This window comes from Sphingomonas sp., assembly GCF_048595155.1.
Taxonomy (GTDB): domain Bacteria; phylum Pseudomonadota; class Alphaproteobacteria; order Sphingomonadales; family Sphingomonadaceae; genus Sphingomonas_I.
In genome coordinates, this window is sequence record NZ_JBMDXN010000129.1 from 1 (window position 1) to 20426 (window position 20426).

Annotated in this window: 18 protein-coding genes and 1 riboswitch; of the genes, 11 read left to right on the plus strand and 7 right to left on the minus strand. The window is 65.8% G+C overall.

What is annotated here, in order from left to right; all coding sequences use genetic code 11:
• Nucleotides 1–36: 36 nt before the first annotated feature.
• The 5 genes from ACOJSI_RS19895 to ACOJSI_RS19915 all read right to left on the minus strand — a co-directional run bounded on the left by ACOJSI_RS19895 (nucleotide 37) and on the right by ACOJSI_RS19915 (nucleotide 5828).
• The gene (locus ACOJSI_RS19895) at nucleotides 37–1104 is read right to left on the minus strand and encodes a hypothetical protein (protein WP_420140058.1); all 1068 of its coding nucleotides are present in this window, start codon (nucleotides 1102–1104) and stop codon (nucleotides 37–39) included.
• A 63-nt stretch (nucleotides 1105–1167) separates the two neighbouring features.
• Complete coding sequence (locus ACOJSI_RS19900) at nucleotides 1168–2088, minus strand: cobalamin-binding protein (protein ID WP_420140059.1); 921 nt, start codon at nucleotides 2086–2088, stop codon at nucleotides 1168–1170.
• A complete protein-coding gene (locus ACOJSI_RS19905; RefSeq protein ID WP_420140060.1) occupies nucleotides 2085–2624 on the minus strand; it encodes a hypothetical protein in 540 nt (179 codons plus the stop codon). The genes ACOJSI_RS19900 and ACOJSI_RS19905 overlap by 4 nt, the downstream gene beginning before the upstream one ends.
• A gap of 11 nt (nucleotides 2625–2635) precedes the next feature.
• Nucleotides 2636–4540, minus strand: coding sequence for a TonB-dependent receptor plug domain-containing protein (locus tag ACOJSI_RS19910; protein ID WP_420140061.1), 1905 nt, complete (start codon nucleotides 4538–4540; stop codon nucleotides 2636–2638).
• 164 nt (nucleotides 4541–4704) lie between these two features.
• A riboswitch (cobalamin riboswitch) is annotated at nucleotides 4705–4898 on the minus strand.
• A gap of 78 nt (nucleotides 4899–4976) precedes the next feature.
• Entirely contained in the window at nucleotides 4977–5828 is an 852-nt protein-coding gene (locus ACOJSI_RS19915; protein ID WP_420140062.1) for an endonuclease/exonuclease/phosphatase family protein, read from the minus strand.
• Nucleotides 5829–5898: 70 nt separating this feature from the next.
• Between ACOJSI_RS19915 and ACOJSI_RS19920 the strand changes: the two genes are divergently transcribed.
• The 4 genes from ACOJSI_RS19920 to ACOJSI_RS19935 all read left to right on the plus strand — a co-directional run bounded on the left by ACOJSI_RS19920 (nucleotide 5899) and on the right by ACOJSI_RS19935 (nucleotide 11641).
• On the plus strand, nucleotides 5899–7212 hold the full coding sequence (locus tag ACOJSI_RS19920; RefSeq protein ID WP_420140063.1) for an MFS transporter: 1314 nt from the start codon (nucleotides 5899–5901) through the stop codon (nucleotides 7210–7212).
• A 247-nt stretch (nucleotides 7213–7459) separates the two neighbouring features.
• Complete coding sequence (locus ACOJSI_RS19925) at nucleotides 7460–10258, plus strand: TonB-dependent receptor (protein WP_420140064.1); 2799 nt, start codon at nucleotides 7460–7462, stop codon at nucleotides 10256–10258.
• A 140-nt stretch (nucleotides 10259–10398) separates the two neighbouring features.
• A complete protein-coding gene (locus tag ACOJSI_RS19930) occupies nucleotides 10399–11154 on the plus strand; it encodes a DeoR/GlpR family DNA-binding transcription regulator (protein WP_420140065.1) in 756 nt (251 codons plus the stop codon).
• A 97-nt stretch (nucleotides 11155–11251) separates the two neighbouring features.
• Complete coding sequence (locus tag ACOJSI_RS19935; protein ID WP_420140066.1) at nucleotides 11252–11641, plus strand: hypothetical protein; 390 nt, start codon at nucleotides 11252–11254, stop codon at nucleotides 11639–11641.
• On the opposite strand, the gene ACOJSI_RS19940 is transcribed toward ACOJSI_RS19935, so the two are convergent.
• A complete protein-coding gene (locus ACOJSI_RS19940) occupies nucleotides 11638–11910 on the minus strand; it encodes a hypothetical protein (protein ID WP_420140067.1) in 273 nt (90 codons plus the stop codon). The two genes, ACOJSI_RS19935 and ACOJSI_RS19940, sit on opposite strands and share 4 nt — an antisense overlap.
• 17 nt (nucleotides 11911–11927) lie before the next feature.
• Here ACOJSI_RS19940 and ACOJSI_RS19945 point away from each other — a divergent pair, with 17 nt between their 5' ends.
• The 7 genes from ACOJSI_RS19945 to ACOJSI_RS19975 are packed head-to-tail and all read left to right on the plus strand — an operon-like array spanning nucleotide 11928 to nucleotide 19646.
• Nucleotides 11928–13511, plus strand: a complete 1584-nt coding sequence (locus ACOJSI_RS19945) for an AAA family ATPase (RefSeq protein ID WP_420140068.1) — start codon at nucleotides 11928–11930, stop codon at nucleotides 13509–13511.
• Complete coding sequence (locus tag ACOJSI_RS19950; protein ID WP_420140069.1) at nucleotides 13508–14446, plus strand: hypothetical protein; 939 nt, start codon at nucleotides 13508–13510, stop codon at nucleotides 14444–14446. Before ACOJSI_RS19945 ends, ACOJSI_RS19950 begins: the two co-directional genes overlap by 4 nt.
• A 2-nt stretch (nucleotides 14447–14448) precedes the next feature.
• Nucleotides 14449–16218: a hypothetical protein gene (locus ACOJSI_RS19955; RefSeq protein WP_420140070.1), complete on the plus strand. Its 1770-nt coding sequence runs from the start codon at nucleotides 14449–14451 to the stop codon at nucleotides 16216–16218.
• Nucleotides 16215–17174, plus strand: coding sequence for a radical SAM protein (locus tag ACOJSI_RS19960; protein WP_420140071.1), 960 nt, complete (start codon nucleotides 16215–16217; stop codon nucleotides 17172–17174). Before ACOJSI_RS19955 ends, ACOJSI_RS19960 begins: the two co-directional genes overlap by 4 nt.
• Complete coding sequence (locus tag ACOJSI_RS19965) at nucleotides 17171–17749, plus strand: hypothetical protein (RefSeq protein ID WP_420140072.1); 579 nt, start codon at nucleotides 17171–17173, stop codon at nucleotides 17747–17749. The genes ACOJSI_RS19960 and ACOJSI_RS19965 overlap by 4 nt, the downstream gene beginning before the upstream one ends.
• Nucleotides 17746–19095, plus strand: coding sequence for an AMP-binding protein (locus ACOJSI_RS19970; RefSeq protein WP_420140073.1), 1350 nt, complete (start codon nucleotides 17746–17748; stop codon nucleotides 19093–19095). Before ACOJSI_RS19965 ends, ACOJSI_RS19970 begins: the two co-directional genes overlap by 4 nt.
• Nucleotides 19092–19646, plus strand: coding sequence for a hypothetical protein (locus ACOJSI_RS19975; RefSeq protein ID WP_420140074.1), 555 nt, complete (start codon nucleotides 19092–19094; stop codon nucleotides 19644–19646). The genes ACOJSI_RS19970 and ACOJSI_RS19975 overlap by 4 nt, the downstream gene beginning before the upstream one ends.
• A gap of 12 nt (nucleotides 19647–19658) precedes the next feature.
• On the opposite strand, the gene ACOJSI_RS19980 is transcribed toward ACOJSI_RS19975, so the two are convergent.
• Entirely contained in the window at nucleotides 19659–20414 is a 756-nt protein-coding gene (locus ACOJSI_RS19980) for an SDR family NAD(P)-dependent oxidoreductase (protein WP_420140075.1), read from the minus strand.
• Between the last annotated feature and the right edge of the window lie 12 nt (nucleotides 20415–20426).

Genomic DNA, 20426 nt, shown 5'->3' on the forward strand with positions numbered 1-20426 from the left:
TTATACGTGGGCGCGCCACCCTGCGCTGCATCCGGGTCAGATCCTGTTGAAGTCGCCGCGGGGGCGTGCGGCGGCAAGCTTCGCCGCGCGCCCGAAGGACCAATAGAGTGCGCCGCCCAACAGCGTCGCGACGAAGCCGAACAGGCCGATGAAGAAGCCTGTCATCCCTTGATCGGGCATTTTGCCGTGCAGCTGCTCGCGCGTCAGCAGCGTGACATGGGCGGCAAGCTTGACGCCGGCATGCTGCATTTCGCCCGCTTCCCAATCGCCCATCACGGACAGCGTGCCCTCGCGCGGGCCGGGAGCGTTGACCATGTTCCAGGATGCCACCTCAGATTGCGGCGAGGTCTGATCCAGCTCCACGACTTTTGCCGGAACGTCGGCCCGCTCGCCGGGCGCGCGGAGCGGATAATAAACGTCGTGATGTATGTCCTGCCGAACATTGTAATGATAATTCCAGCGCTGGGAGAGATCCGGCACGGCGCCGATCACCCGCGCGGCTGATGGCAAAGGTGCGGATGGATCGGCCAGCCGTGCCAACGATAGTTGTGGCAGCGGGGCACGCGGCCGAGAAGCATCGTACACGCCATAGGCGATCGCAACGACGATGGCGGTCACGCCGACGATCGTGACGACCAGGCAGGCGCGGCGCACCTTGCGGAAATGGGACGGCGAGTCCGCATAGCCTTCAATCTTCGGCCCCCAATCCCGATCATAGGCCTGACGCATGCCCAACAGGAAAGGCGTGGACCGGTTGATCGGCATCACGGCCGTGATCACGCGCGGCACGAAGATCAGCGGAAAAAACAGGATCGCCAGAAGGATGAGGCTGTTCGATCCGAAGGTTTCCAATTGCCAGCTGTCGAGGCGGCCAAATGGCCCCCAATGGGACATCAGGCCTAGGCCGATCAGCGGCAGCACGAAGCCGGACCACGTGCCCGCCACGAGCGAGCCCCACAGACGGCGGCGCATCCACTGCACGTCGATGCCAGGATCGCCCAGCCGCAGCTTCGGCCGCGTTCCGGTGAACGCCGCATCATAGGATCGGTAAAACGACGCGTCGGGCGCGTTGGTGAGACCGGCAGGGGGGCGATCGCGCGGCACCGCGTTTCAACGCCTCAGCGGGTTCGCGGTTGCGCCGGGCGCTCGGTGCCGCCCGCGGCAGGGTCAGGGCGTCGAACGCCAGCGGATCCAGCCGTCGCCCGCATCGCCTCCATCGAAGGTAGCGCGGAAAATCTTGAACAGGATCTGCGTGCTTTCGACCAGACGGGGCCCTGGGCGATTGAAGAAATGATGGCCGTCGGCGATGAACACGTTCCCCTCGGCGACGGCGCGAAGCTGGCGCCAGCGCGGCTCGCCCGACACCGCTTCGATATCGGCGACGCTCTGCGGAATTTGATAGCCGCACGGCATCAGCACCAGCAGGTCGGGATCGGCATCGACCAGGGCGGACCAGTCGAGCATCGGCGAATGCTGTCCGGCCGCCGCCAACAGCGGTTCGCCGCCTGCTATCTCCACCAGTTCCGGAATCCAGTTGCCGGCACCCATCAGCGGATCGAACCATTCGATCGCGACCACACGCGGCCGCTTTGGTAACTGGTCTGCCGCTTGCCGAAGCCGGGCAAGCCGGGCCTGAAGATCGGCCACGACCTGTTCGGCTTGCGTCTCACGCCCGGTTGCGGCGCCGACGCGCCGGATATCGCCCCAGACATCGTCGAGCGTATCGGGTGCGAGCGAGACAAGTTCGGGCTGCGCGCCCGTCCAGGCGCGCAGTGATTCCTCGAGGTCGGCCGGCGTGACCGCGCAGATTGCGCATTGCGTCTGGGTCAGGATCACATCGGGCTTCAGCGAGCGCAGCAATTCGGCATGCACTTCGTAGACCGACAGGCCCTGGCGGACGATCTCCTGCACGCGGCGATCAATCTCGATCGAACGCAGGCCCTTTTCCAGCTTGGTCGCGGTGCAGACTGGCAGGCGCTGCACGGCGGGCGGAAAATCGCATTCGTGCGACCGTCCGACCAGATCGTCGCCCAGCCCCAGCGCGACCGCAATCTCTGTCGCGCTGGGGAGGAGGGAAGCGACCTTCACGCCGTCGCGCCGTGCGGCACCATGCGCGGGGGCAGCAGCAGGCGGAGCGTTTCCCGCACGACGAGCAGCGCCGCAAACCAGGCCACTTCATTGCGGGCCAGCAGCAGCACGATGTTGGGCGTGAAGGCCTGCGTGCCGCCGATCGCCGCGCCGTAGAGGAACAGCACGGCCTCATACAGGACGAAGCCTGCCGCGAAGGCCAGGATCGTACGCGCGATCCCCTTATACGCGCCGATCGCATGAGCGGCGTGCGCCGCAGCGCGCGCGGCGAGACCCAGAGCAAGGCCCCACCCGATCGTGGGCGCGTCGAACGGATAGCCCAGCAAAGTATAGCCCAGCAGCTGCTCCGCCGCCCAGGCGAGCGCCGTCGCCGCCAGCGCATGGCGCAGCGGCAGGGTGGCCGCAGCCATCACCGCCAACGCAACGAAGGGCATCATGCAGGATGCCGCCAGCGTTCCCGCCACGGTAACCAGCGCGAGCGCGGCCGCCCACGCCCAGCCGACCCGATCGTCCGTTCCGAGTTCATCGATCGTCATCATCCGGCTCCTCAGAAACGGGCGCGAATGCCGCCATAGGCAGCAATGCCGGGGTTGGTGAAGCTGAACACCTGCTCATATTTCTTGTCGAGCGCATTCTCGACGCGGCCGAACAGCGACAGGTTGCGCGTGATGGCGATATCACCGTTCACGCCGACCAACGTGTAGGAGCCGAGCCTGACCGTCGTCGGTACGAAGCTGGGATCCAGATAGGCACTGTCGGTCTGCTGGCCGTTATAGCGTACCACCAGGGTGACGCCGCCGCGATCCTCCGGCGCGTGCCAGCTGACCGCGAGGCTCGCGATATTGTTCGGGCGGCGGACCTCCCGCACATGATCCTCGCGGGCGTGCAGATAGGTATAAGAGGCATCGACGCGCCAGGCCGTACCGATCCGCGCGGTCAGGAATGTCTCGACGCCATGCTGCTTGGAATCGGTATCGCGATTGGCCGGCGTCGCGACGAAATCCGGGGCGGGATAATCGGTGAAGATCTCATTCTTCAGCCGGCTGTCGAAATAGGTGGCGCCGATGGTCAGCGCCTGGCCGGCGAGCTGCTGTTCGACGCCCGCTTCCCAGCCGGTCGATTTTTCCGGCTTCAGGCTGCCATTGCCGATGAAGCGGCCGTCGATGAACCCGTAAAGCTCGAAGAAGCCGGGATTCTTGACACCGGAACCGCCGGCGACATGGACTTTGGTGCCGGTGTCGAACGCGTAGCTCGCATCCGCGCGCCAGGTCGTGGCATCCTGAAACTTGTTGTTGAAATCGTGACGCAATGCGCCACCCAGCGCAAAGGCGCCTGCAGTCAGGTTATACTGGCCGACAAGCCCGACATTGTTCGTGTGGCGCCAGCCGGTGAAGGAGGAGCCGGTCGGATCGGCATTGCGATAGCTTTCGCGTTCCGCATCGGCGGCAAAGGTGATGCTGTTACGGGTAACGCCTTCGTCGAAGCGCAGCGTGCTTTCGAACGAACCCTTCACGCGGCTGCCCCGATCGCCATAGCTGGGCGCATCCAGATCGAAGCCGTCGCGCTTGGTGTTGGCCACCTGAGCCGACAGGGCATTCTGCCAGCGCCCGTCCAGTCCCGATGCCTCCGCGCGCACTAGGCCGTACAGGCCGCGCACGCGCACGAAGCTGCCGGGTGAATCCACTGCCAGGCCGAAGGTCGGGCTACCTGGCGTGAAATCCTGATTGTTGAAGTCGCTGACGGTACGCGAATAGCGGCCGACGGCGGAGATCTTGATGTTGCCGGCTGGGTTCCAGGTCGATTTGAGCGAGGCCGCGGTGGTCGCCTTGCCCAGGTTGCGGTTGCCGGTGCGCGTGCCGGACGTGCCGTCCGTGTCGTTACGCGTCAGCGTCAGCGCATAATCCAGATCGCCGGTGACGCCAGCCGCGCGCGCGGCGGCGTTGAACGTGCCGAAGGAGCCGCCTTCCGCCCGCGCCGTAAAGCCCGGCGCTTCGCGCCCGGAAGCAGTGATATATTGCACGACGCCGCCGATCGCGTCCGAACCGTAGAGCGCGCTCTGTTGGCCGCGCAGCACTTCGATCCGCGCCGCCTGATCGGCCGCCAGCGTGCTGAAATCAAACTCGCCCTGATAGGGATCGGACACTTCGATCCCGTCGATCAGCACCAGGACATGGTTGGCTTCGGTGCCGCGCAACCGGATCTGGGTCTGGCCGGGGACGGAGCTGACCGCGACACCGGGAACGTCGCGCAACACGTCGGATACGTCGCGGACCTGGCGATCCCGCATCGCCTGCGCATCCACCACGGTGAGCGATCCGCCCAGCCGATCGGCCGCCTGCGGGTCGGCCGTGCGGGTGCCGGTGACGACGAGCTGATCGTCGGACGGGTCCTGCGCGAATGATTGGGCGGGAAGCAGCGCGATCGCGGTCGCGCAAAAAAGGGCCGTCTTCATGGAGCGTAAAAAACCTGGCGCCGAGCGAACCAAGCCGGGTCCTCCGCATGCGCGGACGTTGGGAGCGGCGAGGGGCGCGCCCCGCCGTTCCGTTCGCTGCGGCCCCGGCCGCCTATCGTCGCTCAGACGAAAGTCTTTTCGCGCCTGGCCAATCCCTGAGCCGGGCAAGAGCGACACGCGCCGGTCGGTCTCCTGGCTTGCGGGTCATCGTTCGAGGCGCGCCTTCCCAGGATTTCCCCCAGTGGCTGCGGACAGATCCGCAAGCGTCCCGCACTCACCGCTCACAGTTACAGGGATAGCTGCAGAATGGACCCGAAGGCGGCACTGCATTCCCGTTACCGGCGTGCATCCGGTTGCTCTCGCGAGCCCCCTTGCGGCGGGCCTTTATCCGCTTGCCCCGTGAAAGCAACATCGATGTCGCTTCGGGCGCGATCCGTCAGCGGGTGTGACGCAAGGTTGCAACGATCGGAAAATGATCGGACGGATAGCGCGCGCCGTCATGCGTGGTCAGCACGGCCGCACGGATCGGCCGGAAACCGCGTACCATGATATAGTCGATCATGCTGCCGGGCGTGCCGCTGAAATCATGGAAGGTGCCCGCGGGCCCCTGCTTGTCGGGGGCATTCTGCCAGACGTCCGTCAGGATCATGGCCAAACGGCGGTGCGCTTCGCTGTCCGGGATCGCATTGAAATCGCCGGTCAGGACAATCGGCAAACCCTGCGCGAGCGCAGGCAGCCGACGCGCGATCAGGTCGGCCGATCGCCGCCTTGCCTGCTCATCTTCGGCATCGCGGTTGGCGAAATGCGTGTCCATCAGCAGGAAGCGATAGGATCCGGGGCCGCGCGTCTGGAATATGCCCCAATTCACCATGCGCGGCAGCGCGGCGCCCCACCCCATGCTGCCGGATTCGGCCGGCGTCTCCGACAGCCAGAAATCGCCCTGCCGCACCAGCCGGAGTCGGTCGGTGCGGTAAAAGATGCCCATATGCTCGCTGCCGTGGCCGCCGAACCGGTCGCGCCCGAACCAGCGGTAGCGGGGCAGCGCACGCACGACGTCCGTCCCCTGCGACTGGAACAATTCCTGCGTGCCGATCACATCCGGATCGGCGAGGCGGATGGTGCGGACGAACAGGTCGCGCCGCTTCGCCCAGATGTTCGGCCCGTCGTCGGGATTTGGATAGCGGACGTTGAACGTCATCACGCGCAGATCGCGTGCAGCGACGCCGGTCGCGCACATGAGCGCCAAGGCGGCGAGCCCACCGATACGTGCGACAAAGGTCTTCAACATCGCGGGTCCTTCCTCCTCGTGGCGCACCACGTTTCGCCAATTGGTAACAGACGTAATTTATGACCAAGCTGTGACAGGCGCTTTCCCCGCATCCCCCCGCCTCAGCCGTGCTTTCTACAATTTGGCCGGCATGGAGCTGTGGGAACGCTTTTCGCTGCACGGCATGCGGTCGCTGCTGACGCTCTATCTGCTGCACCAGGTGTTGGCGGATGGCGGCGCCGGCGCTTGGGGCGTGCCGACGATCCGGCACGATCTGGAGGCGCTGTGGGGGCCGCTGTCGGTGCTGGCGCTGACGTCGCAAATCTATGGAGTGTATGTGGCATCCACCTATCTGGCGGTGCCGGTTGGCGGCCTGCTGGGCGATTGTCTCTTCGGGCGGCGCCGTGCGGTGCTGATCGGCGCGGTCGTCGCCGGGGTAGGCCATGCGTGCCTGATCTGGCCCTTTTTGCTGGTTCCGGCGTTGCTGATGCTGATCGCGGGCACGGGTCTGTTGAAGGCGAACCTGGCTGCGCAATTGGGCGATCTTCACCCCCGCGACGATCCGGATCGCGGCATGGCGTTCGCGCGCTACCTTGTTTTCCTCAACATCGGCGTGATGCTCGGTCCGCTGGTATGTGGATGGCTTGGCCATCGGTTCGGCTGGCAATTTGGCTTTGCCGCGGCAAGCCTTGCCATGCTGGCCGGCCTTTCCCTTTATGCCGGCGTGCCGGAAGTCTCCCGCTGCAGCCGGCGTGCCGATCGGGCGGAGTGGGCGCAGCCGTCGGAGGGTTCGATCCTGCTCGCGCTCGCGACGATCGGCGTCACCATCCTCGCTTTTTCCGCATATGAGCAGGTCTCCAACCTGTTCCTTGTCTGGATCGAGCGTACGATCCCACTGGATGTCGGTGGCTTCGTCATTCCACCGGCCTGGTTCGTGGCCGCGGACGGCGTGCTGACGATCGTGATGGTCTTCCTCAGCAGCCGTGTTCCCCTCGTGATGCGGATGAGTGGGGGTGATCGCTTGATCGCCGGCTGCCTGGCCATCGTCACCGGCTATGTGCTGCTGTCCGGCGTCAGCCTGCGTGGCGTCGGTGCTGTGTGGGAGCCGCTGAGTGTGCTCGCCTGCCTCGACATGGGTATTGCGCTGATCTGGCCAGCCGCGCTGGAGATCGTGACGGCGGCCGCCCCAGACGGGTGGAGCGGCGTGATGGTAGGCCTGTTCTACCTGCATGGCTTCTTCGCCAATCTGGCGGTCGGCGCAATCGGTGCCCTCTATGAACGGATGGCGCCGCCCATGTTCTGGGCCCTGCATGCGGGCATTGCGGGTGCCGGATTGGTCCTCGCGCTGCTCCTGCGGCCGCACCTGGCTGGCAGAGCTCGGGCGATTGATCTGGTGGCCGCCTGATCGCTTCATCGGGCGACGCCGGCAAATTACCTGCCCCGCGCACACGGCTAAGTGTGGCCGAGACGTTCTCTCAGCGCGGCAATCCGAGTATCTTTCGATGAGATGTGTGGAGATCATGACCGACTGACACGCGCGTTTGCGATGAAGTCATCAATACCCGGGCAAAGTGTCACAAAAGCTACGCGACGGCGGATTAGCGGCCGGTTCGGGCTTAAACGGCCGCAACGATAACGCATCGGGGATTTCAATGAACAGCATCATCAAGATGGTGCGCGTCGACGCGCGCCTTCGTTCGCGCACGGCCGCATGGCTGAACGGCGCCGCTGGCATCGCCATCGCCGCTCTCTCCACGCCCGCGATGGCATCAGATACCGCCAATGGCGGCCCGAGCGCCGAAAGCCAGGCCGTCACCGTCCCGCGATCGGACATGGTGCGCAATGACGGGGGGCAGGACATCATCGTCACCGGCCATGCGTCAAAAAAGGCGGAGATCGCCTCCACGGGCACGACCAGCGTCCTCTCCGGTGCCGATCTTCAGCGTCAGCCCGCGGTCAGCGTGGTCGACGCGCTGGCGCGCCTGCCCGGCATATCGGTTGCCCCGACCGACTTTTTCGGTACGCCCTCGTCGGGCAATCATGGCGGGCTGGACGGCGCGGCGCGGGGCGGGGCGAGCTTCGTTTATCTGCGTGGGCTCAGCGGCTCCTACAACGTGAACCTGGTCAACGGCGCAAATGCGGCTCAGGGCATGCCCTATTCGCGCCAGATCCAGCTCGATCTGCTGCCGCCGGTCGGGATTGCGGCGATCGTCGTCAACAAGACGTCGACCGCGGACATGGATGGCGATGCGATCGGCGGCACGATCGATTTCCGGACGCCCACAGCCTTCGATTTCGACCAAAAGACCCATGTCGGCGTCTATCTGCAAGGCGGGCTCAACCAGACCGCACTGGATTACAAGACGCCGGCGGGCAGCGGCATGGCGCAGGCCGAAATCTCCCATCGCTTCGGTCCCGACGATGCGTTCGGCGTCTATGCCACCGGCTATTATGGCAAGCGCTATTTCGCCTCCACCATGGTCGATTTCCAGGCGGGCCAGTGGGAGTTCGCTGTTTCGGACGGAGAGCAGGGCAGCAATCCCGACGGCTTCGACAAGAAGGACAATCTGCTCCTCACCAGCACCAATGCCCAGTTCACCGAAGGGCATCAGACCCGCTATGGCGGCGCGCTCGGGCTGGACTGGCATCTCGGCGGAACCAGCCTCTATGCGCGCGGCACTTATGCGGTGTCCGACATCGCGCAGAACATCTACCAGAAGGGTATCCAGGCCGATCATTATTCGGCCGCGATCCAGCGTCCGGACGGGCTGTTCCAGAATGCCGAGAGCGACGCCGAATATCATGGCTGGTTCGAAACCGCGCCCGCCCAGTCCACGCTGATATCGGGCGTAATTGGCGGCACGACCGAGGCGGATCGACTGACGCTCAATTATAGCGGTTTCTGGAGCTGGGGTAAGAGCGCCGCGATCAACCATGCCGAGATCGGCTACCAGACCTTCGCCGGCAATCAGCTCAATGGGCCGTTTCAGGTCAGCTATCGCGACGGCTATCCGATCCCGCTGCTCAGCGCGGCACAGCTTGCGCGCCTCAACGACAACAGTCTGTTCACGGCCGAACAGGATAGCGGCGAATATACGACCTCGCGCAGCGTCGCATCCAAGCTCGGCGGTCGCTTCGATGCGACCTACAAGGTCGGATCATGGCTCGATGCGCTGAGCGCCGGCGTCAAATTCGTGCACAGCACGCGCAACACCTATTCGCGCGACTACAGCAATCTCGACCTGGTGCCGGCCGGTCAGCCGATGACGGACAGCCCGTTCGTCCGCAATCAGATCGCTGAGATCGACCGCAAATATTATCCTTACACCTTCTTGCGTGGCAACGGCACCGCGCTGACCGACGCGGCACGGCTCGCCGCGGCGCAGGTCACATTGTCGCCGGACGATTTCAACAAGAACAGCCTTTCGGGTACGGAAGACGTCGTGTCGGGCTACGGCTTGGCGAAGATGGAATTTGATCGGCTGGAAGTGCAGCCGGGGCTGCGCTTCGAACACACAACTATCGACAATCGCTTCTGGAACATGGTCAGCGGCGGCAGCGCCACCGGCGTCCAGGACGGCTTCCAGACGAGCAAGAGCCATTTCAACATCCTGCTCCCCAGCCTGCACGCCAATTACCGGCCGGACAGCGATAGCGTGCTGCGCGGCGCGATCTGGCGCAGCTACACCCGGCCGGCCTTCTTTCAGCTCGCCGGCGGTAGCCAGACGACGGTCAATTCGGATGGTTCGATCGATATCACGGAGGGCAATCCCGATCTGAAGGCGGTCAAATCCTGGAATTTCGATGCCAGCATCGAGCATCAGCATCGCGGATTCAGCGCCTCCGCCGCTGCTTTCTACAAGGCACTGAGCGATTATCTTTACGATCGCGGCACCAGTTTCCGCGCGCAGCAGATCGCGCAGAACGGGATCTCGTCCATCTCCCGGCCGGTCAACGGCGGCTCGGCCGGCATGTATGGCGTCGAAGTGTCGGCGCGCTTCCAGCTGGTCGATCTGCGCGGTTGGGAAAGCGGCTTCGGCGTGTCGGGCAATGCCACGCTGCAGCACAGCTGGGCACATCTGAACGATGCGGCGACCGATCACAGCCAGCAGATGCAGGGAGCGCCCAACCACCTCTACAATGCGTCGCTTTTCTACGAGAAAGGGCCTTTCTACGCGAACCTGTCCTATCGCTATAACGGCGCGTTGATCGCGGCCTATCGCTTCGGCGACTATGGCGGGAAGGAGCTTAACGATACGCAGCGCGCCACCAGCAGCGTCGATGCGACCGTCGCCTACACCATCGACCGGCGGTTCAAGATCGCGGCGGCCGCCACCAACATCTTCGACAATATCAGCTATTATCGCACGGTCGGCCCCGACAGCGATGAGGTGCCGCAGATCGTGCGCTGGGGGCGCGGCTTCACGCTCACGGTCACGGCCGACTTCTAAGCCGCTGGCCGGGCTGCCGTTCCTAGTCATATCGGCGGCTCGGCCGGACGCATGATCGCGCAGGTTTGTCTTGAAAGACGGCGCCGGACCGGCTTTTTCTCCGCGGCCCAGCCCGTGCCGGCGAATAGCAGAGGAATCACGTGCAGAAGCGCTCGAAGCGGCAGCGTGACATCGTATCGCGCCTGCGATCCGGGATGACCCTTTCCGTCGCCGGCATGGCGGCGGACCTGGATGTATCGGACGAGACGATCCGGCGGGAGTTGCGCACGCTGGAAGAAGCCGGGGTCGTTGTGCGCGAGCATGGCGGTGCGCGGCTGGCCTCTCCGGCGCTGGAAGGCCCGCTCAGCCAGCGGATGGATGAAAATGCCGAGGCGAAGATCCGGATCGCGCGCGCCGCGGTCGAGAAGATCGACGACGGCGCGATCCTGTTCATCGATGCCGGCACCACGTCCTGCTTCATCGCCAAACAGCTTGCCGACCGACGATCGCTGACCGTGATCACCAATTCGCTGCAGGTGGCAAACGATCTGGGCGGGATCAACGACAACCGCCTGTTCCTGGCCGGCGGCCAGATGGACTATGACTATCGCGCCTTTTCCGATCACGAAGCCCAGGCCTATGTCCGCCTGTTCACGCCGCATCTGGCGATCCTCTCGGTCGGAGGCATCAGCGTCGAACATGGGCTAACCGATTTCCATCCGTCCGAGGCCGCGATGAGCCGTATCGCCTACGAAACCTCGACCCGCACCCTGCTCGGCGCCGACGCCTCCAAGTTCGGGCGGCGCGCGCTGCAGCACACCGCATCGCTCGCCGATGTCGATATCCTCGTCACCGATGAGCCGCTGTCGGACGAATTTGCAGCCGCCTTCGCACACGCCGAAGTTATCATCGCCTGATCCCCGCCCGCATGGCGGCAAAACTGTGCTGCCATGCGGGCGGCTACCGCGCCGCATCGCGATCGGCGACCCTCGGCATATGCAGAGGAGACGTCGCATGCTTCACGAAATTGCCGGGCCAAAGCTGGATCGGCTGACCCAAACCATCCCGGCGGATGCGTCGCCGGTGATGCTCAACCTGTTACGCTTTCGTCCCGACGGCGGCCGCGACCTCTATTTCGATCGGTATATTCCCGCCTTCAGATCGGTGGCCGCCGCGCTCGGCATCGTCGGCATCGCACCGCTGTGGACCGGCAATGTCGCCGGCTTCGTCGCGGGGCCGGCGGATGAGGCATGGGATGCGGCGCTGCTGGTCCGTTATCCCTCGCTTACGGCATTCCGCGCGATCGTGGAGAGCGATGCCTATCGCGCTACGGCGGCGCCCATTCGGGAGGCAGCGCTGTGCGACTGGCGGCTGATCGCGCAGAATGAGATGGTGCGGGCCTAATCCCGACCGGGCGGCATCGATAAGACGTCGCCACCCTGCGCCAGTTCGACAAGTTTCTCGAACGGCATGTCGACGATCTGGGCAAGCCAACCGGTGCGATGCCAGTGTTGGATGCAGAGCATCAGGTGCAGCACCAATTGCTGGCTGGCGCCTAATCCGCTCCCTTCGGCGCGGGCGATATCCTCGCGGAACTGATCGTCCATGCGCCGGTCATGCGTCGTGCTGATCGGGCGATCAAGCGGCCCGGGGGTTGGCAGTGCATGCGTCACTGGATATCGTCGAAGGCGTGACGCGATTTCCCTTTTTCCAGCGCGTCTCGGCTGCGCCGACGACACCCAGGCCCGCTCCCGTCTCCCGCAATTTCGATATTGCGGAGCTATATGATGGGCCGCTGGCGCTGCCCGCCGCGGCCGAGGAGGGCCAGAGCCGGCTGGATGAGAAGCTGCGACAGGCCTATTTCTGGATCGTCAACACCGCGATCATCAGCCCGCATTACGATATCGAATATGACGATGGCCCGGCCCCGCAATTTCAGGTTGGCGATAGCAAGCGCCTGCTGACGCTGCCGTCCGCGCAAAGCTATTCCAGCTACGTCCTACTGCCGCTGTTGGCCTTCGCCACGCGATCCAAATGCCTGTTCGTGGGCGGACCCGGTCGCGGCAAGACCGCAAGCGCGATCCTGATGGGGGTGCTGGCAGGATCGCCGGTGCGGGAGGTGCGTCGCGCGATGCAGCACGGCCACCCGCAGATGACGATCGCCGATCTGCTCGGCAATCCGCTGCCGGCCGATCTGGTCTCCGCCCAGAGCGTCGATGCGATCCGGATTGCCTGGCGGCCGTGGCTGGGCATGCGGGTCAAGATTGTCGACGAATATAACCGCATCCCCACCCGTACGCAGAGCGCGCTGCTCACGGTCATGGGTGACAATTATGCCGAAGTGCTGGGGCAGATTTACGAATGCCCATCCGCGGCCTGGTACCTTACCGCCAATGACGATGCCGGCGGCGGCACCTATCAGGTGATCGAGGCGCTGCGCGACCGTATCGACGTGGTGGTGCAGGCGCTCTCCTTCAATCCGCGTTTTCTGGATGAGCTGATCCTGCGGATCGAGGAGAATGTCCGTCCCGAAGAGGTGGTGCCGCGCGAAATCCTGTTCGACGAGACGGAGGTCGATCAGCTCGTCGCCGCCGTGCGTGCCATGCCGTTATTGCCGGAGGTGCGCCATCGCATCGAATTCTTCGCCAGCCAGTTCGAGTTGATGGAGCCGGCCGGCGCGACGTTTGAATATATGAGCAAGGATACGGCGCGCCTGTCAGGGGTGGATTGGGCCCAGGTCACGGCCGCGGACGGCGGCCGCGATCGGCTGAAGGACATCGGCACACAGACGTTGAACGGTGTTTCGGTCCGCAACCTGATGACCCTGGTCAGCTTCAGCAAGGCGATGGCCTTCTTCCGCGGCGCGGATGCGGTAGGGCTGGAGGATGTACGCCAGGTACTGCCGTTCGTGCTGCGTGACAAATTGCATCCGGATCGCGACGCGCCTTTCTTTGGCCTGCCGGAAAATGCCGCCTATCGTACGGATGCGATCGCCTGGCTGCGCCATCTGTTCGATCTGTCCTGCGAGGAATATGACCGGCTAGACCTGGATCGCAACGATCCGGTGCGCGACCTGGCCCAGCAGTTCGCGGCCGGCCTGGACGGGCTGGGCGAGCGCGAGGTGCGGACACGCCTGACGCAGATCGAGCGGCTGATCGAAGAGCGGGTGAGCGGCCGCAAATTGTACGGCCCGCTCTACGACGAGCTTCTCCACCTCAAATATCTGCATCAGCGTTACACCAATTATCTCGCGTGGCTCGGCAGCCGCCCATGACGCTGTCGCCGGTGCTCGCGCGTGAACTCGCGGCAGCCCGACCCCGCTTCAACGCGCAGGTGTCGGAAGCGCGGCGGGCGCGCACCGGGTTCGATCTGGACGCGCTGACCGATGCCGTGCGCGAGCGGATCGATCCGCTCGCGGTTGCGGTGGAAGCGGCCGCGCCGGATCGTGCCGCTGCCGTGGTCGATGCGGCCTTCGCCCTAACCCTGGATCTGGTCGGCCGCGGGTTGGCGGGCACGCGGCGGGCGTTGATCGATCGGGTGTGGGCGCAATTGGCGCCCGCGCTGGCGACCACCGTCGCGCAGAGGCCGGAGCCCGTGCTGGCGATGCTGACCAACGCCGCGCTGACGATCGATGCTACCGCCGGTGCGCGTGCCGAGGCCTGGATCACACATATGGCCGAGCTTGGACCGCTGATCGATGCGGACACACTGCCGCGGGTCGGGCAGGTGGTCGCATGGCGATCGGGCATGGCGCATTATCGCGCGCAGGCGCTGGCTGCTGCTGACGCCTTGCCGGAGCCGCTGGCACTGGCGGCGATCGGCGCCGTTGGATCCTGGCGGGAGGCGCGCGCGGCACTCGCGGCGGATCGTTGGTGGACGCCCGATGGGCGCCCCGCCGCGCCGATCCGGGTCGGTGGCTTCGTCGGCTTTGGCGGACCGTTCGAACGGCCGCCGCGGCTGAAGGCGGGCGCCGATGGCTTCATCGTGCGATCCGGTGCGCAGATCTTTCTGCTGATTGCCGACGCCTGGGGCGCAACGCTCCATCCTGCCAGCGACGCGGAATATGATGCAGCGGAGCCAGCCACGGCCGCGCCGGGTGTTGCCACCAACTTGGCGACGGACAGACTGGTTGCCGCCCGGACGCGCGACAGCGTAGCGCTGGCGTCCCCCTACAGCCATTTCGTCGAGGTGCAGCCGTGGCGGCCATGAGCATGGCCGAACGTCTCGCGCTGTGGCAGGCCGCTTGGCCAGCGGCCCTGTCCGCGTGGAGCCGTTTTACCCGGCTGCGCAATCCGCAATTATGCGACACCAGTGTGTCTGCCGGCCGCGAAGGGCTGGACGGCGCCTTCGCCATGATCCGGCTGGTCGACAAGAGCGTCGTCATCGATCTGGAGGCAATCGGCAGGCTCGACCTGGACGATCATGCGACCGAGATATTGGCGCATGAGATCGGCCATCACGTGCTGGCGCCGGCCACGGCGACCGAAAGCTTCCGGCTGATCGCGCGGTTGCGGCGTGCGCTGCCGACGCTGGAACGCCATGCGCCCATGGTCGCGAACCTTTATACCGATCTGCTGATCAACGATCGTCTCCAGCGTCAGGCAGGGCTCGACATGGCCGGCGTCTATAGGCGGATGGTCACGCGGGAGGGGGGCTCGCGCAGCCGCTTATGGTCGCTCTACATGGGCATGTATGAGGCTTTGTGGTCGCTCGAGAAGGGCAGCCTTGGCGGCCCGCGTGGCGATGCTGTGATGGAGGGCGATGCCTGGCTCGGCGCGCGATTGATCCGCGTCTATGCACGCGACTGGCTCTTTGCCGCGGGCCGCTTCGCCACTCTCGTTCTGCCGTACCTGGCCAAGGATGCGGAGAAGGATGCGGCCATCCGTCGGCTGCACGACACGCGCAGCGCGGCCGATGGGGCCGATCCCAGCGGCGCCCAGACGATCGAAGCGGGCGAAGAGGATGGCGCCGTCCATCCTGCACATGATCCGGCGGTGACGGGTAACGAGGATGGCCCCGCCGCCCCGCCGCCCTTGCCGCCGGCGGAGCGACCCAAGGGCGGCGGTGTCGGGCAGACGCGCGAGCCGTTCGAATATGGAGAGATCCTGCGCGCGGCGGGTCTGAACCTGTCCGATGAGGAGATCGCGATCCGCTATTATCGCGAGCGTGCCTTGCCGATGCTGATCCCCTTCCCGGTGCAGCCCGCCAAGCAGGGGCAGGAACCGCAGCTGGAAGGCGTCGAACCCTGGTCGTTGGGCGAATCCTTTGACGAGATCGACTGGCTGCAGACGGTGGCGCAATCGCGCACGGTGGTGCCCGGTGTCACGACCGTGCGACGTGTCTATGGCGTCGAGCCGGGGGCAACCGAAAAGCCCGAGCCGATCGATCTGGATCTCTATGTCGACAGCTCCGGATCCATGCCGGATCCGCGCCAGACGACATCCTTCCTGACGCTGGCCGGCGCAGTGATCGCGCTTTCGGCGCTCAAGGCGGGCGCCCGGGTGCAGGCGACGCTCTGGAGTGGAGCCCATCAATGGATGGGGACGGATGGGTTCGTCCGCGACGAAAAGGCGATCCTGGAGATATTGGTCGGCTATTTCGGTGGCGCCACCGCCTTTCCGATCCATCGGCTGCGCGATACGTTCGCATCGCGCACGCCGCGCGATCGCGCGGTCCACATCCTGAATATATCGGATGACGGCATTACCACCATGTTCGACACGGACGAGCGTGGGAATAGCGGCTGGGACGTGGCGGCAAGTGCGCTGCGTCAGGCGCGCGCCGGCGGCACGATGGCGCTGAACCTGGGGCCCTGGATTAAGCCCGAGAGCGAGATTGGCCAGGCGTTGGCCCGTGCCCGGGACGCGCAGGGCTGGGACATTCATTCGATCAGCCAGATGGAGGATCTGACCGCCTTTGCGCAGGCCTTCAGCCGGCGCCGCTATGGCGGGGATGCCGCGCGCGCCGGGGTGGCGGCATGATCGTGCTGTGGCGTACGACGACGCACTGCAATTATGCCTGTGGCTTCTGCGCCTATGATCGGCGGCTGGGCGGCGCCCGCCGCGCCGTCCCGGCCGCGGAAGCGATGCGCTTCGGTACCCTGCTGGCGGAGTGGGCGCGCGCAAGTGGCGAGACCGTGCTGCTGAGCTGGCTCGGGGGTGAACCTTTGTCATGGCGGCCGATCTGGCCTGTGTCCGCCCGGCTGGCGCAGGCGGGCCTGGCGATCAGCGCGACCACGAACGGCAGCAGCTTGGATCGCGCTGCGGTGCGCGCCGCGCTCATCGCCGATTTTCGCGAAGTGACGGTCAGCATTGATGGGCCCGCATCGATCCATGACGCGCTGCGCGGGCGGGCAGGGGCCTGGGATCGGGTGCGATCGGGGCTGCGGGCGCTCGCGCAGGAACGCGGCGAGGCGCCGCTGCGGCTGCGGGCCAATGTCGTGCTGATGCGCCGGACGCTGCCACATTTTCCCGATCTGTGTCTGGGGCTGGCCGAATGGGGCGTGGACGAGATCACATTCAACCAACTGGGCGGGCGTGACCGGCCGGCTTTCTTCCCGGCCGAGCGGCTACGACCCGGCGACATTGCCGAACTGGCGGCGCGCCTGCCCGCGCTGAAGCGCGATCTGCAGGCATGTGGCGTCATCTTGCGCGGCGGCGCGCGATATGTCGAACGCCTTGCCGCCAGTGCCGACAATCGCGCGCTGGCGATCGAGGATTGCGGGCAGGGCGCGCCCTTCCTCTTCATCGACGAGGATGGGATTGCCGCGCCCTGCAGCTTCAGCGGCGCCGCTTACGGTGTTCCGATCGCCGCGTTGCGCACCGTTGCGGATATGGATGGGCTGGCGGCGCGGTTCGCCGCGGCCCGTGCGGCGCGCCGTCTCCCAACCTGTGACGATTGCCCCTCCACCCAGCAATTCGCGAAATTCGCGGCATGATCGAAGGTCCACCGCTGGAGCGGCTGACCCGCCGCCTCGCCGAAACCCCGGCCGACTTTCTGGCGGATCCGGACGTACAGGGCTTTGGGCAGGTGGCCACCGCCGCGCTCGTCCATGATCTGCTGGCGCGCCAGGGCAAGGCGCCGGCGGTGCGGGATCTGCAGCCCTTTCTGGCGATCGAGGAAAAGGACCGTAACCGGCTTCGGCTGACGGCCATCCTGGTGTGGCTGCTGGCGGATGAGAGCTTCGCCGATGCGCTTGGGGCGCCGGCGCCGATCATGGCCTTGCTGACCGCCAGGACGGGCGATCTCGCCGCGAACGGCCGGGCACAGGCCTATGTTACCGACGTCGAACGGCGCGAAGAACTGGCCCGCACCGCATTGGCGGCGCTGGACATGGTCCCTGCGGGCGAGACCGAGGCGCAGGCGACGGACCGGCTGTCCGCGGTCAGCGCGGCGGAGCGCAACCGCCTGTTGAATGCCAGCCGGGCGGCCGAAGAGCGGGCACGCGCAGTTCGCGAAGCGCTGATCCGCAAGGCGGCCGAGGAATCGGCCGACAAATATACGCGCGAATGAGCGAGCCGACCGACGCCGAACGCTATCCGACGCTGAGCGAAAGCGGACGGGCGATGCTGCTGCGGATGACCGAGCATCCTGCCGCGCCCACCTATCGCAATCGCAGCGGCAACCGGCTGCTGCCGGCGGACCTGGAGGCGCTGGCGATGTTCGAAGCCGAGATGCTGACCGCTCCGATCGGCTGGCGGCCCGGCATACCGCCCGCGTGGATCGGCGCCTTTCTCGAGCAGACCTATCGGGAGGTGCCGCATTTCCGCGCGCGTGGAAATGCGCCATCGCGGCTGGATGATATAGCCACGACATCGCGCGCCGATCTGGCGCGGGACATTGCCGCCTTCGTGCCCGACACGGTAGCAACCGATCGGCTGATCAATTTCCGCACCACCGGTACGACCGGCCACCCTCTGCTGATCGCGTCGCACCCGCGCGTGGCCGCGAGCTACCTGACGTTCCACAAGCGCGCGCTTGCCCGCTTCGGCATCACCTTGCGCGCCGGCTCCGGGGATGTTGGGGTAGTATTGCTCGGCCATCAGCAGCGCTGTTTCACCTATGTCTCGGTCACGCCCACGATGGGCGAAGCCGGGCTCGCCAAGATCAACCTCCATCCCAACGACTGGCGCGAGGCCGACGATCGTGCGCGCTACCTGGATGCGCTGGCGCCCGAGGTGGTGGCAGGCGATCCAATCTCCTTCGCCAGCCTGCTGGAACTGCCGGTGACGATGCGGCCGCGCGCCATCCTGTCGGTCGCCATGATGTTGACGGATGGCATGCGCGACCGGCTGGAGGCGCGGTTCGGCTGCCCGGTGCTCGATCTTTATTCGATGAACGAGGTTGGTCCGATCGCGGTGACGGATCGCGCGCTGGGCGGGCGCGTGCTGCTGCAGCCGCGCCTCTATGTCGAGATCGTGGATGACGCCGGCCATGCGCTGCCGCCGGGCAGCCGGGGCGAAGTGTGCGTCACCGGCGGGTTCAATTTCTGCCTGCCGCTGGTGCGCTATCGGACCGGCGACACCGCCGTGCTGGACATGGCCGGCGACGTGCCGATGCTGCGCGATTTCAGCGGCCGCCGCGCTGTGCGCTTTCGCACCGCTGCGGGTGCCTGGGTCAACAATATCGACCTCAGTCATGCCTTGCAGCGGCTTTCCGGCGCTCAGTTCGCAATTCATCAGGACAGCGACGGCGCCATTTCGCTCGCGCTTTCCGCCGATGCCAGTGACGAAGCGGGCATCGCGGAAGCGGCGCTGCGCCGCGTGCTCGGCGACGTCCCGATCTCGGTCACGACGATCGTGAGTGAGGATAAGCTGCTGCAATATACGTCCGATCTTCCCGGGAGCCTGGCAGCATGAGCGCCGCTCCCGAGCGGACGGTTACCGGCTTAGTGGTTGGCAAATTCTGCCCGCTGCACAAGGGGCATGAGGCGTTGATCGCCTTTGCGCAGGCGCGCTGCGATCGGTTGCTGATCCTCAGTTACACCAAGCCCGAATTTCCCGGCTGCGCGCCGGCGCAGCGCAGCGCCTGGCTTGCTGCGCAATGCCCGCAGGCCGAGCGGCTGGTGATCGATGATGCGGCGCTGGCAGCGTTCGCGCGGTCTCGGGGCGAGGCGCCGCGCCTGTTGCCCGACAATGATGCCCCGGCGGAAGACCATCGTGCCTTCGTTGCCTGGGTCTGTCATACCATGCTCGGCACGACGGTGGACCGGGTCTTCACCAGCGAGGATTATGGTGACGGCTTCGCGGCAGCGCTGGCCAAATCCTTCGGGCATCCGGTTACGCATAGTCCCTTCGATCGCGACCGCGTGGCCGTGCCGGTATCGGGAACGCGCGTGCGGGCCGATCCCTGCCGGCACCGGGCCTTCCTCTCAGAGCCGGTATTACAGTCGTTTGTACCGGCAAACTGATCGGCCGCGCATCTACACGATCTTCTGGACGAGCGGCTCGATCCGCAGCGTCACCACGTCCACCCCCGGTCCGCGCGTCGCGGCGAACAGGATCGCATCGGCGACTTCCTCCGGCGGCAGCAACTCATAGGCGTCCACCCGCCGCGCACGCTCCTCCGGCGAAAAGGGCTGCATGGCCGATCCGATCGCGCCGGGTTCAATCAGGGTCAGCCGGATACTGTGGGGAATCAGCTCCTTGCGCAGCGTTTCGGCAAAGGAGGCGACCCCGCCCTTGGAGGCATTATACACGCTCTCGCCTACCGCTTTGATGTGAACGCTGATCGATCCAACCAGGATGATCAGCCCGTCCTTGATGCCTGAGACGCGCATCCGCTGGATCGCGCCCTGGGTGCAGGCGACATAGCTGACCAGATTGCTCTCGATCACATAGCGCCACGCGGGCTCGTCCATCTCGAGCAGCGGGCCGGAGCCGACGCCGGCGCACGCGATCAGCATGTCCAGTCCGCCGAGCCAATCGTCCACCTGCGCGAACATCTGCGCGACGCCTTGGGAGGTCGAAAGATCGGCGGTCACATGGTGGATGTCGGCCGCCTGGTTTGAGGCGCGGGCGGCCTCGGTAGTGGCGTGCAGATCCGCCTCGACCCGATCGGTGATCAGGATGCGCGCGCCGTGCTGGATCAACTGCGCCAGCACCGCGCGGCCGACGCCACCGGCGCCGCCGGTGACGAGGATGCGTTTGCCGCGCAGGCGAGATGGGGCGATCGACATGGCGTCTCCTCG